At 69.2% G+C, this 13773-nt stretch carries 14 protein-coding genes and 3 pseudogenes; 11 read left to right on the forward strand and 6 right to left on the reverse strand.

Features of this window, described 5'->3' with window-relative positions; genetic code table 11:
- Positions 1-185 (reverse strand): hypothetical protein (locus ABZ135_RS12755; RefSeq protein ID WP_356694784.1); only part of this gene is annotated, 185 nt, incomplete at its 3' end.
- Between the two features lie 318 nt (positions 186-503).
- On the opposite strand from ABZ135_RS12755, the pseudogene ABZ135_RS12760 reads away from it, so the two are divergent.
- A pseudogene (locus ABZ135_RS12760) lies at positions 504-691 on the forward strand (S1 RNA-binding domain-containing protein); the annotation flags it as partial.
- Positions 691-795, forward strand: a pseudogene (locus ABZ135_RS12765) (IS5/IS1182 family transposase); the annotation flags it as partial. The pseudogenes ABZ135_RS12760 and ABZ135_RS12765, both read left to right, overlap by 1 nt.
- Before the next feature lie 225 nt (positions 796-1020).
- Here ABZ135_RS12765 and ABZ135_RS12770 read toward each other — a convergent pair.
- Both ABZ135_RS12770 and ABZ135_RS12775 read right to left on the reverse strand, forming a co-directional pair.
- Positions 1021-1275, reverse strand: coding sequence for a hypothetical protein (locus ABZ135_RS12770; RefSeq protein WP_356694786.1), 255 nt, complete (start codon positions 1273-1275; stop codon positions 1021-1023).
- Positions 1275-1487 (reverse strand): hypothetical protein, encoded by a 213-nt coding sequence (locus ABZ135_RS12775; RefSeq protein WP_356694788.1) that lies wholly within the window; start codon positions 1485-1487, stop codon positions 1275-1277. The genes ABZ135_RS12770 and ABZ135_RS12775 overlap by 1 nt, the downstream gene beginning before the upstream one ends.
- Before the next feature lie 598 nt (positions 1488-2085).
- Here ABZ135_RS12775 and ABZ135_RS12780 point away from each other — a divergent pair.
- Positions 2086-2427, forward strand: coding sequence for a DUF5713 family protein (locus ABZ135_RS12780; protein ID WP_356694790.1), 342 nt, complete (start codon positions 2086-2088; stop codon positions 2425-2427).
- A 25-nt stretch (positions 2428-2452) separates the two neighbouring features.
- Here the strand turns inward: ABZ135_RS12780 and ABZ135_RS12785 are convergent.
- A protein-coding gene (locus ABZ135_RS12785; protein WP_356694792.1) for an IS5 family transposase occupies positions 2453-3329 on the reverse strand; the annotation gives its coding sequence in 2 pieces (ribosomal slippage) (positions 2453-2587 and positions 2589-3329; 876 coding nt in all).
- Between the two features lie 180 nt (positions 3330-3509).
- Here ABZ135_RS12785 and ABZ135_RS12790 point away from each other — a divergent pair.
- The 7 genes and pseudogenes from ABZ135_RS12790 to ABZ135_RS12820 all read left to right on the forward strand — a co-directional run bounded on the left by ABZ135_RS12790 (position 3510) and on the right by ABZ135_RS12820 (position 9958).
- Positions 3510-4061, forward strand: coding sequence for a hypothetical protein (locus tag ABZ135_RS12790; protein WP_356694794.1), 552 nt, complete (start codon positions 3510-3512; stop codon positions 4059-4061).
- 222 nt (positions 4062-4283) lie between these two features.
- Positions 4284-4367 (forward strand): annotated as a pseudogene (locus ABZ135_RS12795) (HNH endonuclease); the annotation flags it as partial.
- Between the two features lie 249 nt (positions 4368-4616).
- Positions 4617-5099 carry a hypothetical protein gene (locus ABZ135_RS12800; protein WP_356694796.1) on the forward strand — a complete coding sequence of 161 codons (483 nt, stop codon included), beginning with the start codon at positions 4617-4619 and terminating at the stop codon, positions 5097-5099.
- A gap of 594 nt (positions 5100-5693) precedes the next feature.
- Positions 5694-6044 carry a hypothetical protein gene (locus ABZ135_RS12805; protein WP_356694798.1) on the forward strand — a complete coding sequence of 117 codons (351 nt, stop codon included), beginning with the start codon at positions 5694-5696 and terminating at the stop codon, positions 6042-6044.
- A 737-nt stretch (positions 6045-6781) separates the two neighbouring features.
- Complete coding sequence (locus tag ABZ135_RS12810; RefSeq protein ID WP_356694800.1) at positions 6782-7876, forward strand: hypothetical protein; 1095 nt, start codon at positions 6782-6784, stop codon at positions 7874-7876.
- Between the two features lie 850 nt (positions 7877-8726).
- On the forward strand, positions 8727-9563 hold the full coding sequence (locus ABZ135_RS12815; RefSeq protein WP_356694802.1) for an NAD(P)-dependent oxidoreductase: 837 nt from the start codon (positions 8727-8729) through the stop codon (positions 9561-9563).
- A gap of 212 nt (positions 9564-9775) precedes the next feature.
- Positions 9776-9958 carry a hypothetical protein gene (locus tag ABZ135_RS12820; RefSeq protein ID WP_356694804.1) on the forward strand — a complete coding sequence of 61 codons (183 nt, stop codon included), beginning with the start codon at positions 9776-9778 and terminating at the stop codon, positions 9956-9958.
- A 131-nt stretch (positions 9959-10089) separates the two neighbouring features.
- Here ABZ135_RS12820 and ABZ135_RS12825 read toward each other — a convergent pair whose 3' ends face one another.
- A complete protein-coding gene (locus ABZ135_RS12825) occupies positions 10090-10986 on the reverse strand; it encodes an alpha/beta hydrolase (protein WP_356694806.1) in 897 nt (298 codons plus the stop codon).
- 249 nt (positions 10987-11235) lie between these two features.
- On the opposite strand from ABZ135_RS12825, the gene ABZ135_RS12830 reads away from it, so the two are divergent.
- Positions 11236-12783, forward strand: a complete 1548-nt coding sequence (locus ABZ135_RS12830) for an AMP-binding protein (protein WP_356694808.1) — start codon at positions 11236-11238, stop codon at positions 12781-12783.
- A 359-nt stretch (positions 12784-13142) separates the two neighbouring features.
- Here ABZ135_RS12830 and ABZ135_RS12835 read toward each other — a convergent pair whose 3' ends face one another.
- Positions 13143-13331 (reverse strand): hypothetical protein, encoded by a 189-nt coding sequence (locus ABZ135_RS12835; RefSeq protein WP_356694810.1) that lies wholly within the window; start codon positions 13329-13331, stop codon positions 13143-13145.
- Positions 13332-13773 lie beyond the last annotated feature (442 nt).

Genomic DNA, 13773 nt, shown 5'->3' on the forward strand with positions numbered 1-13773 from the left:
GCCGACAGCAGGGTCATGTCGACGACCCAGTCCACACCGAACGGGAGCCGGTCCAGCTCAGCGAAGAACTCGGCCCCGGCCGCGGTGAAGTGCCGGGGCATCTCGGCGAGCGCAAGGTGGGCCTGGTAGGAGGTGCCGGCCTCTGACTCGACCTCGAGCCACCGGCGGCCCTGCTGCTGTGGCACCTGGTCCAGTGAGCGTGCGGGTCGACCTCCGCCATTGACGTCGACCCAGCAGTCGGCCTGTCGTGAGCGTCCAGTCGGCGCCGAGCCGGGTGGACACGTCGACGGCCTTCGCCCGCGGACGGGCGAGGGACGCGGTAAGGCGGTGCTGCGCGGTGTCCCCCGCGGCCTCGACGCGCGTGACGCACGCGGGGCAGCAGAGCCGGTCCTAGGACTTGTCCGGCCGATCATGGTCCCGGTTGCTGAATCATGGAGGGTCTGCAGCTCGGCAGCCCGCCGAGGGCATAGTCGACACACGAGGTCGTTTGCCAGGGTGGCGGTATGGATTGGCAGTCTGAGAGCCCGGAACTCTGGGCGTTACTGGAGTCCCTACACCGCGGCGACATCCTGTCCGGCACTGTCGCGGCGATCGAGCGGTTCGGGGTCTTCGTGGCCCTGGACGACGGACCTGCCCATCCCACCCTGCCCGGTGTCGGGTTCATCGCATCCCCGAACTGTCCTGGCGGCACGCCTGAAGCAGCACCGGTCCGTCGCCACGCGTTACGACAAGCGCGGCTATGTCTTCCTCGGCACCGCCACCGCAGCAGCCCTGACCATCTGGCTACGAACTTGATCGGCCGGACAAGTCCTAGCCGATCATGCCGTGGGGACCATTGTTGATCCGCCGGTCGCCTGCCGATACCGACCACCCCCGCAGCGGTCAGGCGCTGCCGCAGCTCGTCTCCCAGGAACCGCTCCGCGACAAGCAGCTCCCGGCCGTCGTCATCGAGAACGGCCGCCCGGCACGAGCCGCACTGCGGAACGACGACGGGGGCGCGCGACTACCTGTACATGAGGGTCAGTCGACCTCGACGTAGACGACCAGGATGATCGTGCTAATCACCGTGGGGATGTACACCACCCGCACCCGGTCGTCGTGGTACTCCCACTCCAGGTTGCCCTCGACGCGTGTCCCGATCCGGTGGTCGAGGGATAGCCGGACGATCGCCGCGTCCAGGACTTCCCGCTCGGCGTCGCTCATCGTGTCGATCTGCCGCTCCGCGACGTCGTGCAGGACGACGTGCGCCCGCCAAGGGCCGTGCTTCGGCGACATCAGGCGGCGCCGGGCGTACGGGCGGCGTCCTGCCCGCCGAGCCCGTGCCGGGCCTGGATGTCCTCGTACGGTGTGACCTTCGACAGGTCGATGCCCTCGGCGGCGAGCTGCTCGAGCGTGTAGGCGAGCAGACCCTCGCCGGCCGCGGCGTGTTCGCGGGCGGACGCGCGCAGCTGCTGCTGCTCGTCCTCGTCGAAGATCAGGTGTGCCATCGGGGCCTCCCCGCTCGGGTACGCGTCGAGGCTAGCGCAGGCGGCCCAGGCCAGTCAGCCGGTCGCCAGGTCACCGCTGGTGGCGCTCGCGTCGGTAGCCAGCGCGTGACGTCAGAACAGCCGCTGGTTTTGCGCCCTCGGCCTTCTCGAAGGGCAGGAACATCACCCCGCCCAGCTCCACCTCGCGTTCGGACCCATGGCACAAAACCAAGTCCAAGGAGCGATCGCGGGGCCGCGGGTGCTTGTGATCGGCGATATGTCTGGTGCCCGGGTTCACGGCGACGGAGCGGCGGCAGACAGGACAGGTGATACGCGGCCATGCGGGCATCCCGAGAACCGGGGTGTGTATGGAGCGTAGGGGTGCTGGCTGATGGCGGTGAGGACACGATCCAGAAACTGCCAGGAGTGGCTTCTCTGCAGGTGAAACGTCGTGAAACGTCGTGAAAGCCCAACCAGCAGCGGACGAGGACAGACTCCTGCTAGGGCCTGTTGTGAAAGTCCTGGTCGCGTGGGGTCTGGCATCGATGGGGGCGTCGTTGTCAGTGGTGCTGTGCATGATCGGCGCGTCAGCTTTTCGCGGAGGTAGGGACACACCACCATGCCGATCACAAACCAGCAGGTAGCGGGGCACGCGTTCCTGCGGCGGATGTTTGATGACTCGTACTTCCCTGATCGTGTGGTCGATCAGGGGAAGGCGATCCTGCTGCGGCTGTGCGAACGTGTTGAGGCCGAGCAGCCGTCGGATCTGGAGAGCCTGTACGCACTCACCCAGGCTGCGACGGAGGAGTTCAACCTGCTGGACAGGGAGTTCGTGGCGGCCGGAAGCGGGATCGAGACGGTTGCGCGTGAGTGGATCTGTGACGAGTTTAGCTTCGTCGCGTCGGCATACGGGTTCGTGGACGCGGATGCGGAGGAGCTGACCTCCGGCCGGGACTGGTGAACGAGGACGGGAAGGCCGCCTCCGATCAAAGCCATTCGTTGAGAGCTGCGATCAGCACGGTCGCCTCGTAGCGGACGGCGAGCTTGTCGTATCGCCTGGCGACGGCGCGATGTCTCGTGAGGCGGTTCATCCCGCACTCGACCGCATGGCGCTCGCGGTAGTCGGTCCCGGTCGAAATGCGGCGGCCGGCCGCCGCGGGAACCGAGCTTTCGGCGGTTGCGCGCCTGGTCGGCCCTGTCCGGGATGGTGCAGCGGATCCCGCGGCGGCGCAGGTAGGCGCGGTTCCTGCGGGAGGCGTACGCAGCGTCAGCACGCACCCGATTGGGACGGACGCGTGGCCGGCCCGGCCCAATGCGAGGCACGCGGACCTTCTCCAGCACCGGTTCGAACTGCGGCGAGTCCCCACGCTGCCCTGCCGTCACCACGAGCGACATGGGTTTCTGCCCCTGCTCGACGGTCAGGTGCAGCTTGGTGGTGAACCCGTTGTGTAACCTTCCCAGCCCATGATCACGGGGTTCGGTGATGACGCCACCTGGTGGTTCCTTCTGCAGGTCGCCCCGCTTGCGGGCCCCGGCCGCATCCTGATGGGCGCGGCACACCGTGGAGTCGACACTCAGATCCCACGTGATCGCACCCTTCGCGTCGGCCAGGGACTGGAGCCGGGTGAGAATCCGCTGCCAGGTGCCGTTCCGCTGCCACCGGCGGAACAAGTCGTAGACCCGGCTCCACGGTCCGTACTCGACGGGGACGTCCCGCCATGGAACACCGGTCCGAACCCGGAACCGTATGCCGTCGATCAACAGCCGCCGAGGCCAGACGGGCGGCCGCCCCGCCCTGGCACCCTTCGGCAACAACGGCCCCAGCACCGCCCACTGCTCGTCCGTGAGATCTCCCCGACCCATAAACCGTGATCATTCACAGCCCAAGATCCACTTTCGACACCCGGCCTAGGTCGTTCGTCGCCAAGTTGGCCGGATCGCCGCAGTCACATGTGGGGTGGCCCTTCAAGCGAAGCAGGAGGACCGGGAGGAGGAGTGCTGACAGAATGAGCGGCCCTGGCAACTCTCCGCCGAGGGGGATACATGGCTGATGATCCACAAGCGACCGAGTCGCCGGCGGGGCCGCCGGAAGACGGCGCCGAGAGGAAGCTGCTGCTGAAGCGTGCGGCCGACGCTTGGAAGCGGCGCAGCCCCGCCTGGAAGGGAGGCGCGATCGGCTTGGCGGCATTGGCAGTCACGGCCGCAGCGCTCGCCTACGCCCGTACGAAGACAGCCGACGACACCGACGAGCGCGAGACCGCGAAGCCCAGCGGCATCCTTGACGAGGTCGCCCAGATCCTTGAGGAGGCGGCTGCTGCCGCGCTGGACGAGGCGGCAGCCACCTCCAACCGTTCGGACGCTTCCCCGGAGCCGCCCTTTACCGAGGAGGCGCCGGAACAACCAGACGGGTCTGACGGCGCCGGCAGCCCACCCCAGCCACGTCGCGGCGGCCCGGTCAGCGGCCACGATCGGGACCAGTGCTGCAACTCTCGCGGCCACGCCACCGGGAACTGCACACACAAGCAGGTGAAGATCGACGACTACGTCAGGAGGGGCCGGAAGGAAGAGAAGGAAGAAGAGGACACCGAGGTGTAGCCCCGCCGCCGGCAGCCTCCACGCGATGCCCGAGCTCCAGTCGCTTCAGTCGCTACACCACCCGGCAGCAGGCAACGTGCTCCCGACACCAGTCCGACCCCGGTAGGCGTGGGCCCAGGCAGATCCGTGCGTCCCCGGGGCCAGTACAGCGGCCAAGCTCGGCAGCGTGCTCCGGCTCGTGGCTCGGGCACGGTGCGCCCGGACATCCTGCGCGAACTCACCATCCCGCTCGCCAAGGCATGGGACTCCGTGGCGAGCGCCTGGACGGCCGCGCGCCAGGAGGCATACGCCAACGACCAGGAAGCTGCCACCTCGGGTGTTGGGCGACCGAGGAGGCCGGACAGCTCAGCCGACCAGCCCGAAGCTGCCGCTCCACCAGCACCACGTCCGAGTCCACGATCAGCACCGCCAACTCCACCTGACCTGCGGTAATCAGCCGGAACCTCTTCCGACGGGCCAGCGTGCAGGTTCGGACCACCCGGTCAGCGGCCTCACCCTGCAGCCGACACCACCCCCGCTGCCGTGTCCGTCGGGTGCAGCAGCGATGATGCCCCCGTGGCAACCGACCTTGAACTCTTCGCGGACTACTTCCAGATCCACGTCCTGGATGGCGAGTCCGAGGGCGACCTCAGTGACGTATGGACCGAACAGACAGTTTCCGACGGGCTTGGTGTCACCGAGGACGCCCTGGCCATCGGCACCGCCGTCAACGTCACCGTGGCAGTCAGCGTCGATGTCCTCGCAGAACAGCCCGTCGATGACAGCGACGATTTCGACCACGTTGTCGAGGCAAGCCTCAATCTGACGTCCGGACGACTCGTCGTGCTGGGCTGCACCGACTACTTCCCCGATGCAGCTCAATTCGAGATGCCCGTCGGGTGGACCCGTATCCGGGCGTCTCGGAGGAACCTGGCCGCTGCCGTGCGCAGTGAATCAGACCGGACACCCGAGGCCATCGAGCAGGTGCGGCTGCAAGCCTGGCCGGCGCCGTACTCCGAGCCGCACATCACCAAACGATGGACCCATTCCACCGTGTAATTCGCCCTCGGGTGCTCGTGTTCACGATGTCGTCGCACACGAAGGATTTCCCCGCTCCCAGAGACCGCACCCCAACGTCTCCGCCGCGGGTGTCGTCAAGCCCGTCGTTCCTGTTCATTCAGAACGTCGCTCAACACCCCCTGTAGGCCGTCCTCTCGCCCACCTCCGGCAACATTGGCATCCCCGCGGCCGGGGAGGACTCCAGCCGAGGAACCGGCCGCGACGGCCATGGCGCCTGGACACCGCCAAGGTCCTCGCGGCGACGCAGCGGTGCATGTGGCGTCTGAGGAGATTTTGACGGTGGCCCTCAGCACCGTGGGCCAGAACGAGCGGGCTGGGTACGCCGAGCGCCTGGTCGTGGTTACGTCTAAGTTCGACCCGCGACCGCGACACCTCCCTCGCCTCGCTCACCACAACGTCAGCGAAGGCGCTGGCAGAGGCGGCCCCGAGCGGGTCTTCCCTGGACTGGCAGAAGAACGTCCGGTCCTGACCGCGCTCGGGCGAATGCGGGGGTGGGAGCCGCGCGGGCGGGGTGGCGCCGGGTTGGTACGGTCGCCGGATCCCGCAACGGAGGCTGATGTGCAGGAGAAGCGTATGGAGCGTCCGACACCCCAGGAGTGGGACGACGTCCTGGCCATGCTGACGGAGGTGGAGCGCACCCTGGTCGCTTCCGTCGACTCAGGTGTCGTGGAGGACCACGACCACCACGTGCTGGGGCTGCCCTCGGGTATCGAAGGGGCGGCGCCGGGTGGCGCCCGGATCGAGGCTGCTCTGCACGCCGTGATGTCCGCACGGCACCTGGTGCAGCAGGCCGTAAGGGGCAAGGAGCTGCCTGGTGTGCCGATCCTGGACCGTGCGCAGAAGGACTTGGCCATCGCCGGCGGGTACGTCGCCACCGTCCGGACCACAGAACTGGACCGGCGGGTCAACCGACGCCCCCGGTAGGCCGGCCGCCTGCTGAACACGTCCTCGGGCTCCGGACCGTGAACAGGTTCGGGCCCCAAGGCGTGCGCGGGGTCGGTCAGAAGACGTTCACGGCCCGCACGATCACCTATCAGCCTCACCTATCAGCAGGTCCATTCACCTGGGAAACGGGGGGTGGACCTATCAGGGTCACCGCCGAACTCACCATGGTGAGCCCGTCCGTCTCGCACAGGGCGACCAGTACGAGACGGGCGGAACGGGAAGGAAGAGCGGCCCGGTGGGACTGTTCCCAGAGCGCGCTGGCCACCGGGCCTCGCCCGCGCACGCCATATCGGCGCAGGTTGTGTCCGACCCTGTCCACTCGGTTCGTGACCTGGTGGCCGTGGCCAGCGGGGCGAGGGCGGGACAGTCTCCTCGAGGTGCCCGCGTGTCGAGGAGTGGCCCACGTGATGGCCTGGAAGGTCAGAGGCCCTAGGTAATCACGGTGGTGAGCCTGGTGGTGAGTGCGGTTCGAGAGCGCAAGGCGGACGACGGCCGGCTTCGTGGAGAGGGAAGAGCGGCCGGGTGCTCGGAGTGGCTTTGTCCACGAGAACGGACAGCAGATGTTCACCACTTCGGGAGGTGCTAGAACCCGCCGAGGATTGGAACGGTGACGCTCAGCGTCGTGGCTGTGCTTCGGCCCCACAGCAAATTGAAAACACGTTGGCCGGTCTGCCACGGAGCTGCGACGATGCCCCTGTTTCCCGAGCGGAGGACGTTTGTTCGTTTTCGTGTGTGTGCGGTGTGGCTCCGAGCTGACCGCCCCGTTGTCCCAGGTCGCCCTGCCGCCCCACGCTCGCCAGCAGTACGGGAACGGGCTTCAGCTCCCGGTGCTCATGGAATCGGGGACGTTCGCCGTGGAACTGGAGCCCTGGGGGCCGCCGTGGCGAAGGTGGGAGGAGATCGATCCGGACGAGGCGGCTGCCCGCGGCATCTACGCGCCGGTCCACGCCCTGTCCGACGGCGTGTCCGGCGCGATTGTCATCGCACCGGGAGACACCCGCGGCGCCGTGTTGATCCCGGAGAAGCGCGGCGGCGCCTGCTGCGGCTTCGACGGGGGTGACGGCCCCAACATGGCCTGCGTGGCGTGCGGTCTTCCCGTGGCGAGCAGGATCGACGACTGCTCGCTCTGGCAGGCCGTGTGGCTCGCCCCGAACGCCGTGCGCCGCCTTCCCGTCGAAGGCGGCGACGCCGGACCGCTGTCCTGGGCGGACCTGCTCGCGGAGGGGGATGGCGTGCCCCCGTCCGAGCCGATCGCCCCGTGGGGAGAGCCGTTCCGGGCGAGCGACCGATGGCACTGGAGCCCGCAGTGGGTGGCGGCAGCCGGGCAGGCGCTCGCCCACCTCCTGGTGGCCTCCGACGGCCGGGCGGTAGCCGTGCCGGACGGCCTGACCGCCAAAATGTTCCGACGCGCCCTCGACACCCTGCTGCCGTCCGGCGGGCCGAGGCGGCGCGCCGTCCTGGCCGGACCGGGACAGCCGGCCCACGACGGCGCCGACATCCTCCTCGTGCCGTCCCACCCGCAGACCGGGAAGGCATGGAACCCTGCCACTCCGGCGCCCTTGGTCCCGTTGCCGTTCGGGGTGTGGCTCCGGCTGGTCTTCCCCGAGCCGCAACTGCCCGCCCCCTCATCGGGTCAAATACCCGACGGCGTCCTTCGCGACGACCCGCCCCCACCAAACGTCCATGACGTGTTCCGGATCGACTGGGGAGTCTTCCAGCGAACCCTGGCCCGGCTGCCGGCCGTCCGCACCCCGTGGCTACGCGAGATCCACGACAACCTCACGCAGCACATACGCACCGGCCTCCTCTAGCGGAGTGACAGGTGCCAGTACCGATCGAACAGCGCCGGACAGCGGTGCCTCCCGAAGTGGTGAACACCTGCTGTCCGTTCTCACGAACTTCCTCACGCAGCGCCGAGATGCGTATGCCCTTCGGCTCCAGCAGCCGCTTCGCCTCGCCGTGTCCGCGGTTGGTCAGCACCACACCTGCCGCTGGCCCCCGGACCGTCTCGATCCGCACCAGGTAGTGGTCCTCCAGGTCCAGAAGGGTGTCCCGTACGAGCTTGTCGTGCTGGTTGTCCGGACGGGTCAACTTCCACAACTGGTCAGGCGTAGCCCTCTGGAAGACCCCCAGCGCCTGCAGCAGCTCCCGGCGCCGAGGCCCGGTTCTTCCGGTTCCTGAGACGCCTTGCTATCTCTGCATGAGGGATGTGGCACCTGCGACGCCCCCCTTTTCGTCGTTCCTGACCTGCGGAAACGCCCGGCTGCTGAGTGCGGGGCGCGGAGGGCGTGATGGAGGGGGCCATGGAGGGCGTGTCCGGGCTGGTCAAGGTGCTGCTCAGGCTCGTCTGCGGTGCTCGCCACAGGGTGCTCCAGAAGGTGGGGCGGGCCTGTCCCACCATTCACCTTCTACAGGTGCGGAATCCGGGCTCCGTGTGACGTCGGCCTCGGAGAACCCCTCCGTCGTGACCGCATCGTGATCCACTCTGTCCTCAGACATCGCACCTCGACCGTCTGCCATCGAAGTTGGACGACTGAACCGTTCGTGAGATCGGAGTGGGATCGTTGATGGCGCTCCCTGAGACCCCGTCTCTCGCTCAAGAGGTTCCCTGCGTTCCGTGGGTTCCCTATCGCCTTGCTGAGTGGCTCAACGGGAGCGAAGATGCCCAGGTTGTCGAAATCAGGGGGAGACGCGGTGAGTCTGGGAACGGTGGCAGTAACGGGAGCGGCGGGCACCGTCGGTTCCGTGGCGCGGAAGGCGCTGCGGGGCGAGACGGAGCGGTTGATCCTGCTCGACCGCGTGCCGCTTCGCCCAGAGGCCGAGAACGAGGACGTGCACACCGTGGACCTGCGGGACGTCGCCGCTGTGGAGTCGGCCCTTGCGGGAGCCGACCGGGTGCTGCACCTGGGCGGCGTGCCCGACGAGGCGCCCCTCCCGGATCTGCTCGAGACCAATGTGCTCGGCACGCATCACGTCCTGGAGGCTGCGCGGCGCACAGGAATCGAGCGGGTGGTGCTGGCCAGCAGCAATCGTGTCACCGGCTTCTACCCCGCCGGGCACCTCACGAGTCCCCTGGAGCCGGTACGGCCCGACGGCCTCTACGGGGTGAGCAAAGCCGCCGTCGAAGCGCTGGGACGGCTGTATGCTGACAAGTTCGGCCTGTCCGTCGTCTGCCTGCGTATCGGCAGTTTCGAGTATCTGCCCACGGAGCCCCGGCATCTGGCGACCTGGCTGAGTCCGCGCGACGCTGTCGGCTACCTGCGGGCCGCTCTGGTCGCACCGCCCTCCCTCCGCTTCACCACGGCATACGCGGTTTCCGACAACACCCGCCGTTTCTGGGCACTCCCCGACCCGGCGGAACTGGCCTACGATCCCGTCGACGACGCCGAACTCCATGTCACAGGCATTCCTGCGGCGGACTCCCCGGCCGACCCGGCCGCACCCCAGGCCGGCCCTTACGCCCTACCGCAGTTCACCCTCAAGCACCTGCGGCCCTGACGCCCATCCACTCGGAATGCGTGCCTGCAGCAGTTCCGCTGTCGGTAGGCAGCGGTCCGACTTCGGTGGCAAGCGGTCCAGTTTCAGTGTCACAGGACAGGAGGGAGAGTTCTCCCCCGTGTGCGGGCGGACTCTGTCCACAGGGCCGTAGATCGAGGGTGGCTTCGAGGTCGCCGCGATCAGCGGCGCGGCCCGACCGTTGAGGAGCTGTGATGCCCGAGAACACCATCACCGTGCCGCTCGCCGCGATAGAGCCGCAGGATGTCGCCGACGCCTTCGCCTACACCCCGGCGATACAGGCCGACGACATCGACACAGGTGGCGCGATCGCCGACAACACGAACCGGGGCTTCACCGGCTGCTCCTGGCCGTCGCCGAACGCGTCTTCATCCTGATCACGCAGTCGACACCCACGACGAGGAGCCCTGCGCATATTCCTTCCTGGCGGCGGCGCTCGACGGCTCCTGCTGGAGCGCCAAGTCACCGCGAACGACCGGGGTCCACCGGGGCCGGTGTGGCGCAGGGTTCATGCGACTCCTGCGGGAAGCGGTCTCGTGGGCTGCTCGAGCGGGGTGAGGAAGTCCAGGTCGTCGAGGGGCTGGTCGGTGAACCAGCGCAGGAGGAGTTCGCCGACCTCGTGGCGTCGTTCGAGTGCCGGCAGATGGTCGGTGTCGCGGATGAGGGTGAAGATGCTGCCGTCGATGGTGGCAGCGGCTTCACGACCGAGGTCGGGGCGAGTGAGGGTGTCGTGCTCGCCGGTGAAACAGAGTGTCGGGACGCCGCTGACGCCGCCGCCGGGCAGCCCCGGCCAGTCGATCACACGACGGGTGGACGCCAGGTGACGCTCGAAGTCGTGCCCCGTGATGGCCGCCATGTCACGGGCCAGGACGCGGGTGACGGCGGCGCGGTTGCGTACCGTGCGGTCAGCCGGGGCCATGAGCGCCTCCACGCTGCGGCGGGCATAACCGTCGGCGTCTGCCGACGTGAGCGCGTCCACCATGGCCCGCAGCCCCGCCAGTCCCTCCGGCGGGTACACGGAGGCGGCTCCCAGGAGGGCGAGGCGGGCCAAGCGGCCGGGGTCGCGCTGGGCGAGGCGGTAGGCGACCGGCACTCCGTAGGAGACGGCGAAGAGGTTGACCCGGTCGAGGCCCAAGCGGTCGAGGAGGTCGGTCAGGGCGTCGGTGAGAAAGTCGAACCCGTACGTCGCCGGCAGCGGGTCGGCGTTCCCGGAACCGGGCAGCTCCACGCTGATGACGGGAGCGGTCTGCGCCCAGGGCCCTTCCAACCGCCGGTAGGAGTACATGTTCTGGAAGGCGCCGCCGATCACGACGATCGGCTCCGTGCTGGGGGCGGGGCACTGCACGAGACGGCACTGGTAGCCGAAGCCGGAGAAGAAGAAACGGTGCACCTGATCGACAGCCACGAGAAGGAACTCCAGACACGGGGACGCGTACCGTGGATCAACGACGTGCCCCTGACATGGTTCTCGCCCCCGGCCCCCGCCCCACACCAACGTGTGGAACCCTCACCCCCGGTCCGGAAACGACACGCGTGATGACCAGGTCGCGACGGAATCCGGCCGCATCGCTCGCGGGGACCGGGTCGTTGTCCTCGTGCATGGCCTGCCGATCCGCGGGCTGTGCACGACGCACACCGACCCGCCGGAGCAGACATGGCACAAGACGAACGGAAAACGACGACCGGCCGCGGCTTCATCGGTCATGCCGAGGATCTCCTGCGGGTTCTGGCACGGCACCCCCACCGGCCGGCCGTCCTCACCGCCGACCGCAGCCCCGTCTCCGCGGGCGAACTGTCCGCCCTCATCTGCCGTCTGGCCCGCGCCCTGCGAGCACGCGGGATCGGGCCGGGCCGGACAGTGTCCCTGCTCACCGGCAACACACCGCTCGCCCTGGCCGCCCGCTACGCGGTACCCCTGGCCGGCGCCCGCCTCGTCTACCTCTACGACGTCATGCCGCCCAAGGCCCTCGCCCACATCGTCGCCGACGTCGACACGCGCCTGCTGCTCGTCGATGCGAGCCGGCACGCCGACCTGGGCCCCCTGCTGTCCCTGGTCGGCGTCCCCGCGGTGGCGTCACTCGGTCCCGTCCCCGGCTGCGACGATCTCCTCGCCACGGCCGCCCTCCACGCCCCCGGCCCCCCGGGCGGACACACCGACCCCCACGCCGACTGGTGCATCCGTCACACCAGCGGCACCACCGGAGTCCCCAAAGCCCTCCAGGTCACCCACGGCCAGTACAAGCGCTGCCTGGACAGCCTGCACGTCGACGCGGGCGATCCTCCGCGCTTCCTCGCCAACACCCCGCTGTCCCACGTCGCCGGCCTGTGCGCCGACCTGACGCTCCTCCAGGGCGGCAGCGTCATCCTGCAGCCCGACTTCGACGCCGGCGCGACCCTGGCCGCGATCGAACGCGACAGCGTCACCCACCTGTGGCTGCTCCCTCCGCTGCTGCACCAGCTTCTCGATCACCCGTCCCTGCCCACCACCGACGTCTCCAGCATCAAGCGCATCACCTACGGCGGCAGCCCTGCTTCAGCCGCCCGGCTCGGCCGCGCCGCACAGGTCTTCGGCCCCGTGCTGCATAGCTGGTACGGACAGAGCGAAACGCTCGGCCTCACCGAAGTACGGCCCGAGGAACACTCCCGCGTCGGCCGCCACGGTCAGATCACCGTGGGCCGCCCCATGCCCGGAGTCGAACTCGTCATCCGTGACACGAACGGCCTGCCTCTTCCCGCCGGCGGCCAGGGCGAAATCTACGCCCGCTCCCCCGGAATGATGCGCGGTTACTGGAAGCAGCCGGAACTCACCGCACAGACCGTGCGAGACGGCTGGATCCGGACCGGGGACGTCGGATACCTCGACGACGACGGCTACCTCTTCCTCGTCGGCCGCTGCAACGACCTCATCAAGATCCCGAGCGGTGGCGTCTACCCGAGCGAAGTCGAAGCCGTGCTGCTGACCCACCCGGCCATCGCACAGTGCGCCGTCTTCGGCGTCTGCGACGAAGACGCGGCGGAACACATCCACGCCGCCGTCGTACCGGCCGCGGACCACCGGATCACCCCCGAAGAACTACGCGCCCACGTCACCACCCACCTCACCCGCCGATACGCACCCAGCACCGTCCACTTCGTCGCAGACATCCCCCGGACCCCCATCGGCAAACCGGACCAGAACCGGCTCCGAAGCCAGCTCACCTGACACCCGCCCACCCGCCCACCCACCAGGAGCACGTCGCCCGCCTCTCCCCGCTCAAGGCCCGGCACATCAACCTCCCCGGGGCCGCTACCTGCGCACCATCGCCGCTAGCGGTCCCGGCCCATCTCACTCACCCCCTTGACCGCAGCCCGATCGGCGGCCGGAAGGCGCTGCGGCAAGGAGAAACGGGGCCGGGCAGCAGAGGCGGACAAGGGGTCACGCGCGCACTGGGCCGCATCTGGAGGAGGAGGTGCCGGTGCGCGCACCAATCCCGGTGCGCCCACCGGGTGCGCACCATCGGGTCCACTCAGTGGCCGGCCTCCCGGCCGGTCGGTGGGCCCGGGTTGCTGTGGGCGGTGCGCCTACTGGTCGTCCGGGCGCTCCGAGCGCACCGCGCCGGCATCGTCCTGGCCGGTGTCGCGGCCCGCGCGGACGCGAGAGTCGTCGCCCACCTTGGTGAACGCGTCCAGGAGACGGCGCAGCCGGTCGGCCGTGAGGTCGAGGGCTTCCACATCTGTGCGGGACCTCGACAACGCCCGCAGCGCCGTCATGTCGATCGCCTCCCCGCGACCGGCCCTGCACCTGGTCGTCGTGCTCGAGATCGGCCGGCTCGGCCGCGAGCATCTGCTCGGGCATCGCTGCCTGCTGCTGCGCGACGACGTCGTACGCCCGGCCCCGCACGTCGGGGGCGGGCGTGGTGGTGCGACGCATCTGCTCGCGCACCACCGCGCCGGCGAGGACGGCGCGCCGCGCGCCGTACGGGAGCGGGATGCGGCGGGATCTCCCACTCCCCCACATCCTGGCCCGGGGCCCGGGGCGCGGCCGGCTCGCCGAGCTCGGCCGGGGGTTGCCGGTCCAGGTCGGGCGCGGGGGCAGGAGGTCGGCGGCGGGCGGGGAGGTCGGCCAGGTCCCCCAGGGCGGTGCAGAGGCGGTGGCCGGCCTCCCGGCCGCGCGCGGTCTTCGGCTCACTGATGTAGTGGGTGGAGGTGGCGG

Origin of the sequence: Streptomyces sp. NPDC006339, assembly GCF_040612775.1 — a bacterium.
Taxonomy (GTDB): domain Bacteria; phylum Actinomycetota; class Actinomycetes; order Streptomycetales; family Streptomycetaceae; genus Streptomyces.